Source organism: Trichococcus sp., assembly GCF_049684335.1.
In the GTDB taxonomy this organism is placed as follows: domain Bacteria; phylum Bacillota; class Bacilli; order Lactobacillales; family Aerococcaceae; genus Trichococcus.
In genome coordinates this window covers 58,920-76,392 of sequence record NZ_JBAVFV010000045.1, presented here as the reverse complement: position 1 = coordinate 76,392, position 17,473 = coordinate 58,920, and the positions used below count along the sequence as shown (strand labels likewise).

Sequence of the window (17,473 nt, the reverse complement as noted above, 5' to 3'; positions counted from 1 at the left end):
CCGCATCGGGCAGCTCTTTTTTATGGTTGTCTGATACTTTATAGTTATCGGACACTGAAGCGCAAGACGAGCAACAAAGCATAATTGTCGGCAAACCACAAAGAAGAACCCGTCCAAAAATCAGACGGGTTCTTCTTCATTTGATCAGTTTACAATCCGCATTTCAGCTGCGCGCCGCAGTTGGTGCAGGTGTTGCAGCCGCCAAGATCTTCGACCGTACCTTGTCGGCAGATCGGGCAGGTGTCGCCGATTTCGTTGCCGATTGTGACATCGGTTGACGTGAGATTGGCTATCGAATCAACCAGGAAAGTTTTGTCCTTGTTGATTTTGACGTGCTCTTTTTCTTCCTCAAGCTTGGCTTCGTCATCCCAAACGTTTTCTTCGGCTTTCAGCGTCAGCACCTGCGAATCGCGGCTGCCGTCGACGTAGACCGTTCCGCCCTTGGCTCCGCCCAGGTAAAGGCGCTCGTAGATTTTTTCGACTTGATCGACGGTATAGCCTTTCGGCGTGTTCACCGTTTTCGAGATGGAACTGTCGACCCAGCGCTGGATCGTCGTCTGCACATCGACGTGCTCTTCAGGAGCAAGCGTCATGGCGGTCGCGAAATAATCAGGCAACTGATTCGGATCGGCATCCGGATGACGATCCAGATATTCTTGGACGATATCCGCCTTCACTTCGATGAATTTGCCGAGACGGCCGCTGCGGTAATACGTGAACGAGAAGTAGGGCTCCAAACCGGTGGAAACGCCGGCCATCGTGCCTGTCGATCCGGTAGGTGCTACCGTCAACAGATGCGAGTTGCGGATGCCGTATTTCAGGACGCCTTCACGGACATGCTCCGGCATTTTTTTCATGTAGCCTGTGTTGATGAAACGCTCGCGCAGGATCTGGGTCTCTTTTCCGGTCTGTCCGACCAGGAACGGGAAGCTGCCACGTGTCTTAGCCAACTCGATGCTTTCCTCGTAGGCCGCCACTGCGATCGTTTCGAAGACTTGATCGATCAGCTGCAGGCTTTCCAGTGAACCGTAGCGGACGCCGCAATAGATCAGCATGTCCGCCAAGCCCATGATACCCAAGCCAATCCGTCGTTCACCAAGTGCTTGTTTTTTGTTCTCCTCCAGGAAGTAAGGGGTGGAGTCGATGACGTTATCCTGCATATGGATGCCGGTTCGGACAGTCTGTTCCAATTTGGCGAAATCGACCATCTGCAGGTCCTTGTTCACCATTTCAGCCAGATTGACGGCGGCCAAGTTGCAGACGGAATAGGCTGCCAATGGCTGTTCGCCGCAAGGGTTAGTCGCGACGACTTTTTGACCATAGGCGACTGCATTCGTCATTTTGTTGGCGTTGTCGATGAAGAAGATGCCAGGCTCTGCCGCGTAAGTGGCGCAGACATTGATCAGCCGCCACAATTCGCGGGCTTTGACGGTCCGGTAGGTGCGGACAGCGTTGCCGGTAGCTTCCCATTCGCGGACATCGCCGCAGTTGGTCCATTCGGCGTCATAGTGCGCCATCGCGTCCGCGTCGTAATGTTCGACATCCGGGAAACGCAGCGCATATTCTTCACCCCTCATCACGGCGTCCATGAAGTCGTCGGTGATGCAGACGGAAATGTTGGCGCCAGTCAGGAATTCAGGATTGTTGACTGTATAGGTTCCGCCATCGCGCAATTTCTTCTCGGCTTCATGGATGACCGAGGCGTCAAAACCGCCATGCCCCGGGATGTGTTTGTAGTTGACGATGCCTGTATACATGTTGATGTCCTTTGATGAAAACGGCGTGAAATGCAGTTTCTCTTTCGCCAACATGCGGATCTGTTCATCCTCGAAATTTTCGATGATGTAGCGCAGGATGCGCGGATTCTGCATCTTGGAAATGATGAATTCGAAGATATCCGGATGCCAGTCGGCCAGCATGATCATCTGCGCGCCGCGTCGGGAACCGCCTTGTTCGACCAGATGCGTCAGCTTGGCGATGTCGTCCATCCAGGAAACGGAGCCGGAAGAGCGCCCGTTGACGCCTTTAACCAACGTGTGGCGCGGACGCAGCGTCGAACCGTTCGAACCGACGCCGCCACCACGGCTCATGATTTCCATGACTTTTTTGCGGTGATCGGAAATGCCTCCGCGCGAGTCGGGTACGAAAGGCATAACGTAACAGTTGAAATAGGTAACATCGGTACCCGAGCCAGCGCCGTAGAGCACGCGCCCGGCCGGGATGAAGTTCAAGGCTTTTTGTTCTTCGTAGAACTTCAGAAATGCTTCATGGCGAAGTTCCGGCGTGATTTCGACCTCGGCCAAGCCATGGGCGTTGCGCATCGCGATCTGTTCGTAGAAAAGCTCCAGTGGTTTGTCCAACGTCAGGATCCGGCGCGTCACGATGCCGCCTTCCTCGACTTCGAAATCATCGATGTTGTGCTGGTATTCCTCAGAAACTTTGATGCGTACAGTCTGTTCCTTGTGGTTTACGGAAAGGACGGTTCCTGTTCCGCGGGCTGGATATTTCGGATCTTCCTTGACCGTCAGAATGACGAGATCGCCTTCGGATAGGGTCTCCTTGGTGGAATCCTTGTAGGAGTAGCGATCCAGCATGACGAGGCGGGACACGCCCTCATAGGTGACGTGCATATCATCTGTGATCGGAAATACATGTGGAAACCGCTCGATGTCCTTGTTCAATTTTTCGAATCCTGCTTTAAATGTGGTTTTTGTTGCATCCACAATAATCACTCCCTTATTTATGGCGAAAACACTAGATGTTGTGCTGTTTGTTTATTTCTCATACCATATATACTAATTCTGTTCACCGGATAAATCAAGGGGAACAGGCAGAGAATTGGAGCATGCAAACGAATGAAAACGTTGTTTGGATGGAAGGGGATGCGTTTATAAAAATATATCGGCCAATAAGAAGAGGACGTTGCGCGTCGGGATGTAGTTGACGACTGTCGAGGAAAGAATGAATGCCGAACAGCCGAGATGACAAGCCGTTGTTTGTATTCGATAACCCCAGAAAATCCGATCCTGCCCATAATGCGAAATAGTACCCACTCAACCCTCGCGAAAGCTATAATGAAAGCAGAAAGAACAACAAAAGAAAGGAGCTCAAGCATGAATGATGATAAAGAACGCTTCGCGGACATGATCCGCCATTCGCAGCGCATCGTCGCCTTCACGGGGGCGGGTATCAGCACCGAGAGCGGGATCCCAGATTTCCGTTCGGCGGGCGGGATGTTTGATCGGCTGAGCGGCCGCCATTTTACCGGCGAGGAGACGCTCAGCATCGGGTTTCTGGAGACGTATCCCGAACTATTCTTCCACAATTATGCGGCGCATTTCGATTTTTTGCAGGCGCTCCCGAATGCCGGGCACCATTTCTTTGCGGATCTCGAGCAGACAGACAAAGTAGTCACCATCGTCACCCAGAACATCGACAATCTGCACCAGTCAGCCGGCAGCAGCACTGTTATCGAACTGCACGGCAACGGGACGAGATGGCGGACGTCCGACACGGCCGAACCCGCCGATGCCACCGGGATCATCCTGGACGCGGAAGGCATCCAACGCGATCCCAAGGGGAGGATGGTGCGTCCAGATATCGTGCTCTACGGCGAAATGCTCGACGAGGAGGCGATGGAGCGCGCGGCCGCGGCAATTGGCGCGGCAGATATGTTGGTCGTCATCGGTACCTCATTGGCCGTCTATCCGGCCGCGAGCTTCGTCCACTATTTCAAAGGACCCTATGCAGTGCTGCTGAACCGTACGCCCGTACCGCAATCGCTGTCCTTCCAATTGGCCGTACAGACCGATGCAGGTGCCTTTTTGGCGGACGTATGGGAAGAATATTTTGCAAAATGAATAATATGGCGCTCTAACAAAAAGAGGATTCTTGAAAGGGGAAGTCGTTATGCCGAAGCTTAGACAGCTGGCGAGCTATCTGGTCTATTCCTATGAAAACCATGTGGCAGCCCGGTTCGGAGACAATGAACTGAAGCTGCAGGCGATGCTCTATTTCGCGCAACGGGAATGTCTGGCTGTGGTCGGGGAGCCGTTGTTCGAGGAGAGTTTTGAAGGCTGGGAAGAGGGGCCGGTGCTGCTGGAACTGCATTTCTTCTTCGAGGAAGGCTACGACCCCTTCGAACCATTGGAGATGAAAAAGTTGACGGAGCGCGAACAGTTCATCCTCGACCGAATCGTATTTGCATACGGACAGTATGAAGGCTGGTATCTGTCGGATTTGGCGCGCCGCGAAACATCCTGGCGCAACAGCAGGAATAATGCCGCCACGGAATCTACCGAACCAAAATTCCTGGAACTTGCGGATATCTTCGAGGACGCGAAAAAAGTGCGGATTTATGACACGTTGTTCGATGTTTATCTGGATGAATTGGAGGAATTCGAAGGGGAGGTGCTGGAGCCATGAATGAAACGCAAGCCTACATCGGTGCCATTGTGAAGACCCGTTTTGCCTATCATGACCTTGAAACGGACAAAATCGCCTTCAAATCGCGCCCATTCCTGATCATCGGTGCCGAATACGATACGCTGCCGTGCGACTTTACGGCCTTTCCGATTTCGAAAGTGTCGACGAGCCAAAACATCGACCCCGTCCACGACATCAAAGTCGAAAAGGAACGCTACCCCAAACTTAGCCTGAATGCGGAAGTCTCCTACATCCGCGTCCATAAAATCCAGACGATCCACAGCTCCCAGCTTGCGATCGGAATCCTGTCCTCATTGAGTGAGACCTACCCAGATTTTTATGTGGAATTGAAGGCAGCTTACCGGGATTTTTCCGGAGGGCTATTCTGAATTAGCCAGCCTACGGCCCCGAACTGAAAATTGCCACGCAAAAAAACACCCCTGCATAGCGGAGGCCCATGATGGAGCCTCCATTCTATGCGGGGGTGTTTTACAAGCGTTTATGCAAACTCAGCGACGTGCGCCAAAGCTTCCAATAAAGAGATTCCGCCTGCCAAGTAGAAATTGTTTGTTCCAGTCTATTTAACACCATTTCCCTTTGTCGGGAAAGCAGCGACAACAGTGCCTACTGAATCATTAAAAATGACTTGTTTTGAAGTCACAGTAACAGTAATATTCAATACAGCAGCAGTTGCAGTAAGCTCAGCCAAAATGGCTTGTTTATCAGCTTTAGTAAGCTGATTCATGCTTTTCGCTCCACGTGCATTCACGATAGCTTGTGCATTATTGATGTGGACAATAATCTGATCCGCTTCTTCAGTAGTCACATTATTGGACTTTAAATAATTTTTTGCTTGCTGCACATAATTGGAGGGTAAGCTACTGGCTACCAAAGTGCCGATGATATCATTTTCAGTTGCAGCAACAACATTCGGTTGCGCTCCGACGAACAACACGAATGCAAACAAGAGAGATACGATGACTTTTTTCATATATTTTTCACCTCCTTTCCATGCATCTGTCTTCCGAAGATGAATCAGTATTGGTCCATTTCGGTCCCATATTCGCGATTTTGGCGGTAGGTCGTTCGCTTGGCTTTGCTGATCATATTGTAGCCAACAAGGCAAGCTATCCCCAAAAAGAAGACCAGTGCCCCGGCGGCCAATAAAAATGTAGTGTAATGCATAACCAACGTGCGCAGGGCGGTGTTGATATAATCCGTTGAAACAGTGATGCGCTGCGGAACTTCAAGACTCAATGCTACGATTGCAGGGATGATGACGAAGGCAGATCCGGAAACTAAGCCGCTGCCGATCCAGATCAAGGAGCGGTGAGGCAGTTTCCAGTTCAAGACGATGAGCGCCCCGATAATCAAAAAGAAGGTCAACGGGACGAGATAGAAATACGAAAGAACGATTTGCAGCATTTTCCGTCCGGCCTGGAATTGCGGGTAGGCAATGACGTGATCCAGATTGAACAAGGTAGTGTGGCTACCGAGAATGGCGGTGGCTTCTTCAATGATAGTATCCGTCTGCGCTTGCAAGCTTTCATCGAATGGCTGGTTGTGCTCTGCGGCATAACTCTCAACATAAGTCGTCACGGGTTCCACAAATACTCTGCGATCGATCGTGGTTGCGTAAGTTGCGCCAGGATCAATCAGATAGTTGAGTGCTTGTTCATTGTTCGTGCGGGCAAGCTGTTGCAGGCCATATTGGTCCATCGCGGCTTCCACGAAGATTTCCTCAGGTACGGACGTTTCCAAGCTCAACGTCTTGAATTCAGCGGACAGGCTTTCCTCTATTTGAGTGTAATAGGAGCTGTCTTCCAACTGCTGATTGAGGGCGCTTGCGCTCATCAGCACCTGTTTCATGAAGATGACTCCGATCAAGGCAATCACTACAAACATCAGGAGAAAGCTGAGGATCACTCTGCCAATTTTTTTTATTTTTCGCATCAAGTTCCTCCTTTAAAAATTGATTTCCGACAGCGGCTTACCTTCGACCAATTTTGCGGTCACGACATATCTGTCAGGTGTGTTACCGATGTAGTCGAAAGGATAATAAGTGTACAAAGTCAAAATTTGCTCTTCGGAAGGTGCCAGAATACTTTCGTCGGTATTGCTCTTGATTTCGATGTTGCTTATTTCATACACGTAGGTTCCGTAAGTCAGCTCCAGGCGGATTTCATCACCGATCTGCGCTTCATCCAGCGTCTTGAAGACCGAATTGGTGTGCCCGGTGATGACGGTGTTTCCGATATCCCCCGGAAAAACGGAACCATAATATTGGCCGGCACCATCTAACAATTGGGTTGCACCGTCGCCGACGAAAACAGGCGAGACGATGCCTGCCGCATCCACGCGCAGCGTCCCGTATTCATCCCCATATTTCGGGAATGAGAGTTGGGTCGTTGTGGTTGTCTCTTCCACAACCGTGCTGCTGTCGCTCAGATTCGTCTGAGCAATGGCGACTTCCTGCGGGAAAAACATCCGCGACATGTAAAAAGCGTAGGAGACATTATCAAAAAAAGCCAAGGAAAGCAGCGTAATGCCGGATACGAAGAGCAGTACCGGGATACCAATCAGCATACCGATCCTACTTCGCTTTGCCCGATTCTTTTGACTTATTTTTTTTCCCATCATTCCACTCCATTCATTTTAGGTCATGCAGAGCATGCTATTTTATCAAAAAATGATTTCCCTCTATTTGGTATTTGTTGAAAAATAAAATGAAACAGAAAATGACGTTTTACTTTCAAATGTAATGATATTATTCCATGGATATCATGATTCCTACCGTTTATAGTCATATAGGACTATAAACGACTTCTACCTAAATTATCTTATTAGGCTATAGCCCAACTGAATAATTCATACAGTATCAAATGACTATTACTAACCTTGCTACAACAGCATTTTTAAGCCTTAAAGTAAGGAAGTACTGGTATCCGTGGCATCCCATCATTTGGGTCAAACTAGCACTTGAAGTGGACTCCAAGTCAACATAAAATAGAGGGAACATGTTTATTTCAAAAAAACAAAAGGCCAGCACCCCTTTCGGGAGTGCTGGCCTTTTGATCAGAAAATATTTAAAATTTTTTAAGGAGAATGGGGGATTCGAACCCCCGCGCGCCTTTCGACACCTAACGCATTTCGAGTGCGTCCTCTTCAGCCGGACTTGAGTAATTCTCCATAAATGATATTATAACGCTTTTCGGACAATCAGAAAAGAATATTTTTCAAAAAGTACTAAAAAAAGCAGAAACATTTCTGGGAAGGGGACCTGTTGAAGTATTACGCTAAACCGGAAATTGAACGGTTTTCTTCCGCGAGGGATTAAATTATGGTAATATGGAACCCTATGTACTCATTTCATTGTAATTTTTTACATACATCAGGAGGAATTTGAATTGTATAAACTATTGAATCACTGGTACAAGCTGAGCCTTGTCAAACGTATCATCGCTGGGCTGATAATAGGTATTATTCTTGCCGTAACTATTCCGGATACAGCAAAACCGATCACTATTTTTGGAGCGCTGTTTGTCGGTGCTTTGAAAGCAATCGCGCCGATGCTGGTCTTTTTCTTGGTTGCATCCGCGATTTCGCAACACAAAAAAGGCCAAGAGACAAACATGAAATCTGTCATCGTGCTCTACCTTTTAGGGACATTCTTGGCGGCACTCGTAGCAGTGGTCGCAAGCTTCATTTTCCCGGTGACTTTGACATTGGGGGCCGGAGCCGAGGATGTCACAGCTCCAGGCGGGGTAGTGGAAGTCCTGAAGGCACTGCTTCTGAACGTCGTGGACAATCCGGTCAAGGCGCTCTACAATGCCAATTATATCGGCATCTTGTCATGGGCTCTCATGCTCGGCTTTACCCTGAAGAATGCCGCAGCTTCAACAAAGCTGATGCTGTCCAATGTTTCTGATGCGCTGACGGAAATGGTCAGGATCGTTATTGCCTTTGCTCCTTTAGGGATCATGGGACTTGTCTTCGATGTCATCGCGACAAGTGGAATCGGCGTTCTGTTGGGCTATGGAAAACTGCTTGCTGTTTTGATCGGCTGTATGCTGTTCGTCGCATTGGTCGTAAACCCAATCATCGTCTACATCTATATCCGTTCCAATCCGTTTCCACTCGTCTTCAGATGCTTGAGAGAAAGTGGCATCACAGCTTTCTTCACAAGAAGCTCTGCTGCGAACATTCCCGTGAACATGACGCTGTGTGAGGACCTTGGATTGGACAGGGACACTTATTCCGTATCCATTCCGCTTGGTGCGACAATCAATATGGCCGGTGCGGCGGTAACGATTTCCGTCCTAACCTTGGCAGCGGTCAATACCTTGAATATCCCTGTGGATTTCGCAACAGCCTTCATCCTTAGTATCCTGGCAGCGATCAGCGCATGCGGGGCATCGGGTGTTGCCGGTGGCTCTCTACTGCTTATTCCTTTGGCAGCAAGTCTGTTCGGCATCCCGAACGATGTCTCGATGCAAATAGTCGGCGTCGGTTTCATCATCGGTGTCCTGCAGGATTCATTCGAGACAGCCCTTAACTCATCAACAGATGTCCTTTTCACTGCGACTGCAGAATTCGCGAAACGACGCAAGGAAGGCATCAAAGCCTGATTGAAGACCGTACAGCAAAGAAAACCACTGATCCCATTTCGGATCAGTGGTTTTTTTATGGTCAATTAATATTTGAATCAGTCTTCTGTCCCTAAAATTTGATTGATCTCTTGTGACAACAAGTCTGCCTTGCCGCCAAATACAGCTTGGATGCCGCCTTGAACTTCGAATACAGCAGTTGCTCCGAGATTCTTGATGGAATTTTTATCAACGATTGAACCATCTTTAACGGAAACACGCAGACGGGTTGCACAAGCAGTGACGGATTCGATATTTGCTTCATTTCCTAATGCTTCAATGATGATATGCGCTTCATCATTCAAAGTAGAAGCCTTGCCGGAAGCTGTAAGCGGAACGCTTGCGTCAGATTCTGACTCATCCATACCAGGCACCATTACTTTGAATTTCGTAATGAAGAAGCGGAATACGAAGTAATAAATCAATGCCCAAACGATTCCGATCGGGATCACCCATATCCAGTTTGTTTTGGCATTGCCTTGCAACGGACCAAACAGCAAGAAGTCAATCAGTCCACCGGAGAAAGTATTTCCGATACGGATGCTCAACAAGTCAGCAACGAAGAAGGAAACACCATCAAGGAAGGCATGAACCACATACAACCAAGGTGCGACGAACAAGAACATATATTCAAGTGGTTCGGTAATACCGGTCAAGAATGAAGTAAGAGCACTACTGAAATACAGACCGGCATTTTTTTGGCGGTTCTGCTTCGGAATGGAGTGGTACATTGCTAAAGAAGCAGCCGGCAAACCGAACATCATTGTAGCGAAACGACCTGCGAAGAAACGCGTTCCATAAGTGAAAAGACCTGTATGATTTGGATCGGCCAATTGCGCGAAGAAGATGTTTTGGGCACCAGCAATGGTTTCACCCGCTACAACTTCGGTTCCGCCCAAAGAGCTATACCAAAACAGCGGATAAATGGTATGGTGCAAACCGACCGCGCCTGTCAAACGAAGCAAAAATCCATATAAAAAGGTTCCAAAACTGCCCATAGCTGCTATGGCTGTACCGGCGGATGTCAGTGCGCCTTGGATCGGTGGCCAAATCAGATAAAAGAATGCCCCAAGAATGATAGCTGCAAATGATGCTACAATCGGAATAAAACGCGAGCCTCCGAAGAAACCCAAAAACTGCGGTAATTCGATTTTACGATAACGATTATGCAGGAAGGCAACGGTACTTCCGACAGCTATTGAACCAACAACCCCAGTGTCGATCGAAGCACCTTCTGCGGAAAATAATTGCAGAAAACCACTGATGGTTGCGACGAAAACAACGTAACCCACACCGCCGGCCAAACCAGCAGTCCCTTTATCTCCGTTCGCGAGACCGACAGCGACCCCGATGGTGAAGATGAGCGCTAAATTGGCAAAGACGGCATTTCCGGCAAAACTCATGATGCTCAGGATCACTTGTAACCAGCCAATATCAAGGAAAGGATAAGCAGCTAATGTACTTGGATTGGTCAATGCGCCACCAAAACCAAGCAAGAGACCGGCAGCAGGTAAAATGGCGATCGGGAGCATCATGGCTCTTCCGATTTGAGAGAATTTTTTAAACATGTTTATCACTCCTTATTTTAAGTTGTCAATGAAACGTTTTGCTATTTCTTTTGGCCGTGTGATTGCCCCTCCTACGACGATTCCCACAACACCCAATTCCTGGATTGCTTTAGCTTGTTCAGGCGTATGGATTTTACCTTCAGCGATGACATCCACACCGGCTTCCACCAGTTTTTTCATCAAGGCGATATCCGGCCCATCCTGTGAGGTGCTTTCCTCAGTGTAACCGCTTAGCGTTGTGCCGACAAAATCGATTCCTTCCTGGAAAGCATTGAGGCCTTCCTCAAAAGTGGAGATATCCGCCATGAACAATTGATCGGGATATTTTTCCTTGATTTCTTTGATGAAGGCATTGATTGTTTTGCCATCATAGCGTTCCCTCAAGGTACAATCCAATGCAATGACTTCTACCCCCGTTTCAACCAATTCATCTATTTCCTTCATGGTAGCCGTAATGAATGGCGCTTGAGGAGGGTAATCACGTTTGATGATCCCGATGATCGGTAAATCAACTTTTTCCTGAATTTGACGAATATCTCGTACCGATTCAGCGCGAATGCCGACTGCACCAGCTTGTTCAGCTGCAAGAGCCATCAAAGGCATGATGCCGCCTTCTTCGGTGTATAAAGGTTCTCCTGGCTGCGCTTGACAAGAAACAATGATGCCGCCACGGATTTGCTTGATGAATGCTTCTTTATTCATGGATATTTCCTCCGTTATTTATTTTATTCCGGAGTTTATCTCCGTAAATGAAATATAGCATACGCTTTCATGTTTGTAAATAGGGAATTTGCATTTATAAAAGTTCGTGTATAATGAGAGACATAAACATGAAAAAGACTGACTTTATGGGACTAGCTCACCTGATCCAAGAAAAATACCATGCGTTGACGAAATCCGAGAAAAGGATTGCGGATTATTTGCTGACCAACAAAGAACAAGCCGTGTATCAAACAATGAAGGATGTAACCGAAGCGGTGAAGGTAGGAGATGCTACTCTTATCCGTTTCTCCCAAAAGATTGGGTTTAATGGTTTTTCTGACTTGAAAATCGCCATCGCCAAAGAGGAATTCACCAGTCAGTATGAAGCTGATAATGACCATCAATTTTACGACCGAATTTTGGAGAACCAAATCAAAGTTTTGGAATCGACTCGGCAGTTGCTCGATTCGGAAGTGGTCTTGCAAGCAATCGAAGCCATCACCAAAGCCAAACGGATATACATCATTGGAGTTGGATCGAGTGGCTTGTCGGCCTCTTCATTGGAAAAGATGTTGCTCCGGGTAGGGGTGCATGCGAACCATATCGTTGATCCGCATTTTCAAGCCCATGCCTTAGCCTTGCTGGGACCGGAAGATCTCGTGATCTGTTTCTCTTTGAGCGGTCGTACAAAGGATATCCACGATTCTTTGAAAATAGCCAAAGAAAATCATACACCTATTATTGCCATCACCAATTTCAAATCCTCGCCTATTGCTGAATTGGGTGACATTGTCCTGCAAACCGCCAATGAGGAATTTTTTGATGGAGGATCGCTGGCCGGGAAAATTTCACAATTGTACATTTCGGAGACTCTGGTGCGGGGATATGAAATTAAGAATAAAATCAAAACGGTCGAATTACGGGAAAAAGTATTGCGTTCCATTATTGATAAAATACTGGATTAATTTTGCAGCGGCATCATCCACTTGTCTCTGAAACAGTCACTAGCGACGCAGCCTATAGTGTAATTATATTATGGGCAGGCGCGCTATTTTTGCATGGATGGAAGGGAACAGGTCGTTTGTGACACTTTGTTGAACAGAAATTTTTGAGAAGAATAGTTGCTCAAAAATATGCTATACTTGAAGAAAGAATGAGGATGGATAAGTGAGTGTTCGGTACTTTGCATCAGAGCACGAGTCGTAGGAGGTTGATTATGGGGGAAGAGAAGCAAACGGACATAAAACAGCTGAAAAGTCCGATCAACAAGGAAATCATGAACATCGCGTGGCCGGTTCTGATCGAACTGGTCTTGAGTTCGTTGTTCGGGATGATCAACATGATGATGCTAGGGAACATCACAGACCATGCCTATGCCGCGGCGGCCGTTTCGGCGGTCGGCGTGACGAACCAACCGCTGTTCCTCGGGTTGGCCGTAGTACAGGCGCTGAACATCGGAGGCACAGCCTTGATCGCCCGTTACTTCGGAGCCGGAAAACACGACCGGATGGAAAACGTCATGAAGCATGTCATGATCATCAGCATGATCCTTTCCGCCCCATTAGCCCTGGCCGCCTTTGTCTATTCCGATCAGATCATGTCCTTTATGGGTGCGCAGCCCGATACGGTCGAAGTCGGGAGGCTCTATTTCCGCATTATCTGTATCAGTTACTTGCTGCAATCCTTCAACTTCAGCATTTCCGGGTCCTTGCGCGGGATCGGCGAAACACAGATTCCGATGGGCGTGAATTTGCAAGCGAATTTCCTGAATGTCATCGGCAATGCCTTGCTGATTTATGGACTTTTCGGGGTTCCTGCTTTGGGCATCGAGGGCGCGGCGATTTCGACCGTCATCGCCAATCTTGTGGCGAATTTCCTGCTGATCCGTTACCTGCGTTCCGGCAAGAGCAAGCTAAATTTTTCCTTCGCGCATCCTTTCCACTTTTCGATGAAAACGATGAAAAGTTTGGCGAAAATCGGACTGCCTTCAGCACTGGAACAACTGGCGCTGCGATCTGGGATGATTCTGTTCATCCAGATAGTGTCAGGCTTGGGGACCGTCGTCTTTGCCGCCCATAACATCGGCATGAATATCCTGTCCCTGTCATTCACGCTCGGACAAGCCTTCGGTATTGCGGCGTCCGCTTTGGTCGGTAGGGCATTGGGTGCCGGTGACGCAAATCTGGCCGAAAAATATGCCTCGCGGACCGGTAAAATCGGCAGTCTGTGGGGTGCAATCCTCGGGGTGGCTTTCTTTTTCGGCGCCGAGTACATCGTCAGCTTCTATTCCAGCGATCCGGAGATCATCAGGAATGCCGCAATTGCCATCCGGGTTGCTGCTATCACGCAGCCTTTCCAGTCGCATCAACTGATCGTCGCGGGTTCATTGCGTGGGGCCGGGGATACGATTTTTCCCCTCATCTCAACTTTCCTTGGGATTTTGATCATCCGCGTCGCAGCCGCCACTTTCTTCGTTCAGGTGCTCGGACTGGGTATCCTCGGTGCCTGGCTGGCCGTTATGTTGGATCAGATCATCCGTTGGTTCCTGATTGCGATGCGCTTCCGCTCAGGAAAATGGAAAAAGATGAAACTGGCGTAAATAGACCAAGAGAAAGAGCTATCTGTTCGTCCTCCAAAAATTCAACAAGCTACAATTTGTCCTCCTCTTTCTGAAAAAGAGGGGGATTTTTTTCACATGCTTTGCTGAAAAATGGTATACTATCCAATGAGAGAACGGTTACAAAGTGTGATCTGTTAGCCGTAATGAAGAGGCCAATATAAAGGAGGATGAGCAGTATGGGAGGACAACTGATACTGATTCGGCATGGAATCGCGGAGGAGCGCACACCGGAAGGGGATGACTTCTACAGAAAACTGACGGACGAAGGCGTAGAGGAACTGAGTGCATTCCTGCCCGACATCGCACCCTTATTGATTGAGAGCGGAAACCTGAAGATATGGACAAGCCCATTGGTCCGGGCGCGTCAGACTGCTGAATTGGTGGCTGAAGCCACTGCCGTCGAAGTGATCCAACCGCAAGAATTTTTGGAGACCGGTGATTCTGCCGCTTTTATGGAGGCGTTGAAACAGGAGGATGATGGCTTCAATTTGGCGCTTGTCGGGCACGAACCTTACATGAGCATCTGGACGAAAGAATTGATTGGTGCTGCGATTCCGTTTAAAAAAGGGGCAGTCGCCTTCTTTACAGTCGACATGACCGCAGAACCAATCGGCAATCTGGAGTGGCTCCTGGCGCCAGGCGAATCGGCGAAACGCAAACATGAAGATGCCGCCGATAAAAAACATGCGGCTGACAAGCATGAAGGGGGAGCTGATTGTGGCCCGTGCGATGGGGAAGACACGGTGTACGCCGGTATCATCAACGAACAAATAGCCGGGATTCAGCACGCCTATTCCACCTATAAGCAAGACCCCGTCGAGCCGGAATCGGCGCATGCGCTGCGCGTCGCAATCCGCCAACTGCGGGCGCTATTGAACTTTAACAAAGCGAACGGTGAAGAGAAATATTACCGGGAAGCGGGCGAAGACTGGCGGGATATCGCCACTACGTTCGGATACCTACGCGAGCTGGATGTGCTGATGGAAGAGTGCCGTGAGCTACGCGGGTTGTATCCGGACATGCTTGCCGAGGATGGCCAAGTCATGACTTGGTTGATGAAAGAACGCCAAGGCGAACAAGCCAGCATTCATGAATTGATCACGAGCGGTGCCCTCACCGAACGCATCCTCGATGCGGAAGCAGCAACAGCCCACTTCCTGAAATCCATCAGTCTGGATGATGAACAGCAGAAAAAAGCGACAATCAAAAAACTGGAAAAAATGAAGAAACGCCTGATGCGCAAGTGGGAAGAAGTCGATTTCTCAAACCATGAACAGACCCACTGCCTGCGCATCAACGCCAAAAAACTGCGCTATGCCGCGACTTACCTCGCACCGATCCTGGGAGAGAAGGACAAGGACACTATCAAAGAGATGAAGAAAGTGCAGACCGCACTCGGTACGCTCTGCGACCTCGACATCAATGGGCACCTGCTTTTGGAGATGGCCGATAAGACCGATGATCCCGATTTGCAGCACCACTTCAGAAAGCTCAGCGAACACCAATTCCAGCGCAGGGAAGCTATCCTGGCCGACGAAGCGGATTGAAAAATTTAAGAATAGTTGCTTTGGTCCATACCTGTTACGGGTTATGGATCTTTTTGTTGCAATAAAATATCCATCCAGATATAAACAAAATCAAAAAGATACCGATTACATAAAAGGCAAACAGAAGCATCATAGAAATGGGAGTGGGAAATTTGGAAGTAAGAGAAACTTTTATCAGTAATATCATGAGCAACAGTAAGAAAATAAATCTGTCAAAACTATTGAATTTTAAAAGTATCCGCATAAAATTGTTAGCTGGGTACTTCACTATCATTACTTTGATAGCAGTCTTAGGAATCAATAGTTACGTAACGACGAAAGAAATCAACGATAATACAAAGGACATTATTGAAAAGGATGTTATTGTTTTAGAGAGCGGGGAAGAGTTCAAATTTCTGATTTCCCAACGTATAGCAGTAGCGCGGGCATACTTGATGACCGGAGATGTGGCTTTCAAAGATATGTTTACACAATTTAGTGAAGAGAGCAATGCTGCTAAAGAAGAAATACTGGCTGTAGACAATTCAAAAGAAGTAGCCGCGTTATTTGAAGCGAATGACCAATGGGCAGAAGTAATGGAATCAGAGGTTCTTACATCTTATCAAGCGGGTAATACAGAAGAAGCAGTACTTACTATGGTGAACGTTGCGGATCCTGCCGTTCGAGAGCAAATCGAATCTGTAAGCACCATGATTGAACAAAAAGTTCAGACAATCGATAAAAATGGAAAAGCAATCATCGCGAGAGGCCAAAATTCGCTGAGGCTGGTTGTTTTACTTTCTGGGGCTGCTGTAATTATGAGTATCGTTATTGCATTCGTGCTTTCAAATGAAATCTCCAGCAAAATCAAGCTGATCAAGGAGCGTATGGGATTAATTGCTGATGGTAGGTTAAATGTCGAACCGATAGAAATATCAGGCCGAGATGAACTGGCTGAGTTGGCAATTGCAACCAATACAATGCATGAGCAATTAACTGCAATTGTTGTCAATATCCTGGATTCATCTAAACAATTAGCAGGTCATAGTGAAGAATTGACTCAATCTGCAAATGAAGTGAAAATTGGATCTGAGCAAGTTGCTTTAACCATGCAAGAATTGGCAACGGGGTCCGAGGCTCAAGCAAGCAATGCTAGCGCACTTGCAAATGTGATGGAAACCTTTAATGAAGAATTCAAAGCCGTTAACGAAAATTCTTTGATTATTGCAGATGCTTCCCGTCAGGTGATCGATCAATCAAATGAGAGTGAACAGTTGATGAATCTGTCAAGTCAACAAATGGAAAAAATAGAAACAATCATGAAGCAAGCTGTAAGCAAAATGCAATCTTTGGAATTCCAAACACAAGAAATCACCACGCTAGTGAGATTGATCCAAAATATAGCGGATCAGACCAATCTTCTTGCTCTAAATGCAGCAATAGAAGCAGCCCGAGCAGGGGAACATGGTAGAGGGTTTGCAGTCGTTGCGGATGAAGTCCGAAAATTATCTGAGCAAGTTGCAGTTTCTGTAAAAGACATTACTGGCTTTGTCGGGAAGATTCAGAGCGAGTCCAGAGATGTGAGTGTATCTTTGGAGCAAGGATATACGGAGGTTAAAGCAGGAGCGGAACAAATTCAAAGAACAACAGATATGTTGAATGAAATGGAAAATTCATTAAATGATATGATTCAGAATATTCTGCTTGTTTCCGATAAAATGTCCAGTTTGACTGAAAATACAGCAAGTATGAGTGTGGCGATAGAGGAAATAGCTTCCATTTCCCAAGAGTCTGCAGCTGGTGTCGAAGAGACTTCCGCTGCTACACAGCAAATCAACAGTTCCATGGAGGAAGTATCAATCAATTCTGAACAGATTTCTGGGTTGGCAGAAATGCTGCATGCGATTGTTAACCATTTTAAATTTCAGTAATAAAATTGATTCCTATAAAAGAGAGACAACTGTTCTTAATAAGACGGTTGCCTCT

At 47.6% G+C, this 17,473-nt stretch carries 14 protein-coding genes and 1 tRNA gene; 8 read left to right on the top strand and 7 right to left on the bottom strand.

What is annotated here, in order from left to right:
• Window positions 1-149: 149 nt before the first annotated feature.
• Window positions 150-2,726, bottom strand: coding sequence for a vitamin B12-dependent ribonucleotide reductase (locus WBM30_RS08225; protein ID WP_424900369.1), 2,577 nt, complete (start codon window positions 2,724-2,726; stop codon window positions 150-152).
• 387 nt (window positions 2,727-3,113) lie between these two features.
• Between WBM30_RS08225 and WBM30_RS08220 the strand changes: the two genes are divergently transcribed.
• Genes WBM30_RS08220 through WBM30_RS08210 form a run of 3 tightly spaced genes read left to right on the top strand, consistent with a single transcriptional unit; the run spans window position 3,114 to window position 4,814 of the window.
• On the top strand, window positions 3,114-3,860 hold the full coding sequence (locus tag WBM30_RS08220) for an NAD-dependent protein deacylase (protein WP_424900251.1): 747 nt from the start codon (window positions 3,114-3,116) through the stop codon (window positions 3,858-3,860).
• Window positions 3,861-3,909: 49 nt separating this feature from the next.
• On the top strand, window positions 3,910-4,425 hold the full coding sequence (locus WBM30_RS08215) for a Panacea domain-containing protein (protein ID WP_424900249.1): 516 nt from the start codon (window positions 3,910-3,912) through the stop codon (window positions 4,423-4,425).
• The gene (locus WBM30_RS08210) at window positions 4,422-4,814 is read left to right on the top strand and encodes a hypothetical protein (protein ID WP_424900248.1); all 393 of its coding nucleotides are present in this window, start codon (window positions 4,422-4,424) and stop codon (window positions 4,812-4,814) included. Before WBM30_RS08215 ends, WBM30_RS08210 begins: the two co-directional genes overlap by 4 nt.
• A 188-nt stretch (window positions 4,815-5,002) precedes the next feature.
• Here WBM30_RS08210 and WBM30_RS08205 read toward each other — a convergent pair whose 3' ends face one another.
• From WBM30_RS08205 to WBM30_RS08190, 4 genes are all read right to left on the bottom strand, one after another.
• Window positions 5,003-5,416, bottom strand: coding sequence for a hypothetical protein (locus WBM30_RS08205; protein WP_424900247.1), 414 nt, complete (start codon window positions 5,414-5,416; stop codon window positions 5,003-5,005).
• Between the two features lie 44 nt (window positions 5,417-5,460).
• Window positions 5,461-6,378, bottom strand: coding sequence for a hypothetical protein (locus WBM30_RS08200; protein WP_424900246.1), 918 nt, complete (start codon window positions 6,376-6,378; stop codon window positions 5,461-5,463).
• A gap of 12 nt (window positions 6,379-6,390) precedes the next feature.
• Window positions 6,391-7,062, bottom strand: coding sequence for a class D sortase (locus WBM30_RS08195; protein ID WP_424900245.1), 672 nt, complete (start codon window positions 7,060-7,062; stop codon window positions 6,391-6,393).
• A 462-nt stretch (window positions 7,063-7,524) separates the two neighbouring features.
• Window positions 7,525-7,614, bottom strand: a tRNA-Ser gene (locus WBM30_RS08190).
• 218 nt (window positions 7,615-7,832) lie between these two features.
• On the opposite strand from WBM30_RS08190, the gene sstT reads away from it, so the two are divergent.
• Window positions 7,833-9,053, top strand: coding sequence for a serine/threonine transporter SstT (sstT, locus tag WBM30_RS08185; protein ID WP_424900244.1), 1,221 nt, complete (start codon window positions 7,833-7,835; stop codon window positions 9,051-9,053).
• A gap of 77 nt (window positions 9,054-9,130) precedes the next feature.
• On the opposite strand, the gene WBM30_RS08180 is transcribed toward sstT, so the two are convergent.
• Window positions 9,131-10,639: a PTS transporter subunit EIIC gene (locus WBM30_RS08180; RefSeq protein WP_424900243.1), complete on the bottom strand. Its 1,509-nt coding sequence runs from the start codon at window positions 10,637-10,639 to the stop codon at window positions 9,131-9,133.
• A 12-nt stretch (window positions 10,640-10,651) separates the two neighbouring features.
• Complete coding sequence (locus WBM30_RS08175; protein WP_424900242.1) at window positions 10,652-11,341, bottom strand: N-acetylmannosamine-6-phosphate 2-epimerase; 690 nt, start codon at window positions 11,339-11,341, stop codon at window positions 10,652-10,654.
• A gap of 146 nt (window positions 11,342-11,487) precedes the next feature.
• On the opposite strand from WBM30_RS08175, the gene WBM30_RS08170 reads away from it, so the two are divergent.
• The 4 genes from WBM30_RS08170 to WBM30_RS08155 all read left to right on the top strand — a co-directional run bounded on the left by WBM30_RS08170 (window position 11,488) and on the right by WBM30_RS08155 (window position 17,418).
• Window positions 11,488-12,306 carry a MurR/RpiR family transcriptional regulator gene (locus WBM30_RS08170; RefSeq protein ID WP_424900368.1) on the top strand — a complete coding sequence of 273 codons (819 nt, stop codon included), beginning with the start codon at window positions 11,488-11,490 and terminating at the stop codon, window positions 12,304-12,306.
• A 251-nt stretch (window positions 12,307-12,557) separates the two neighbouring features.
• Window positions 12,558-13,940 carry an MATE family efflux transporter gene (locus WBM30_RS08165; protein ID WP_424900241.1) on the top strand — a complete coding sequence of 461 codons (1,383 nt, stop codon included), beginning with the start codon at window positions 12,558-12,560 and terminating at the stop codon, window positions 13,938-13,940.
• Between the two features lie 197 nt (window positions 13,941-14,137).
• Window positions 14,138-15,508, top strand: coding sequence for a CHAD domain-containing protein (locus WBM30_RS08160; protein WP_424900240.1), 1,371 nt, complete (start codon window positions 14,138-14,140; stop codon window positions 15,506-15,508).
• A gap of 152 nt (window positions 15,509-15,660) precedes the next feature.
• Window positions 15,661-17,418 (top strand): methyl-accepting chemotaxis protein, encoded by a 1,758-nt coding sequence (locus tag WBM30_RS08155; protein WP_424900239.1) that lies wholly within the window; start codon window positions 15,661-15,663, stop codon window positions 17,416-17,418.
• The last annotated feature ends 55 nt before the right edge of the window (window positions 17,419-17,473 follow it).

Excerpts from the sequence above, each read along its gene's own strand:
- WBM30_RS08210 (WP_424900248.1), top strand. The coding sequence starts at position 4,422 with ATGAATGAAACGCAAGCCTACATCGGTGCCATTGTGAAGACCCGTTTT.
- WBM30_RS08165 (WP_424900241.1), top strand. The coding sequence starts at position 12,558 with ATGGGGGAAGAGAAGCAAACGGACATAAAACAGCTGAAAAGTCCGATC.
- WBM30_RS08160 (WP_424900240.1), top strand. The coding sequence starts at position 14,138 with ATGGGAGGACAACTGATACTGATTCGGCATGGAATCGCGGAGGAGCGC.
- WBM30_RS08175 (WP_424900242.1), bottom strand. The coding sequence starts at position 11,341 with ATGAATAAAGAAGCATTCATCAAGCAAATCCGTGGCGGCATCATTGTT.
- WBM30_RS08205 (WP_424900247.1), bottom strand. The coding sequence starts at position 5,416 with ATGAAAAAAGTCATCGTATCTCTCTTGTTTGCATTCGTGTTGTTCGTC.
- WBM30_RS08220 (WP_424900251.1), top strand. The coding sequence starts at position 3,114 with ATGAATGATGATAAAGAACGCTTCGCGGACATGATCCGCCATTCGCAG.
- WBM30_RS08180 (WP_424900243.1), bottom strand. The coding sequence starts at position 10,639 with ATGTTTAAAAAATTCTCTCAAATCGGAAGAGCCATGATGCTCCCGATC.
- WBM30_RS08170 (WP_424900368.1), top strand. The coding sequence starts at position 11,488 with ATGGGACTAGCTCACCTGATCCAAGAAAAATACCATGCGTTGACGAAA.
- WBM30_RS08215 (WP_424900249.1), top strand. The coding sequence starts at position 3,910 with ATGCCGAAGCTTAGACAGCTGGCGAGCTATCTGGTCTATTCCTATGAA.
- WBM30_RS08200 (WP_424900246.1), bottom strand. The coding sequence starts at position 6,378 with ATGCGAAAAATAAAAAAAATTGGCAGAGTGATCCTCAGCTTTCTCCTG.
- WBM30_RS08195 (WP_424900245.1), bottom strand. The coding sequence starts at position 7,062 with ATGGGAAAAAAAATAAGTCAAAAGAATCGGGCAAAGCGAAGTAGGATC.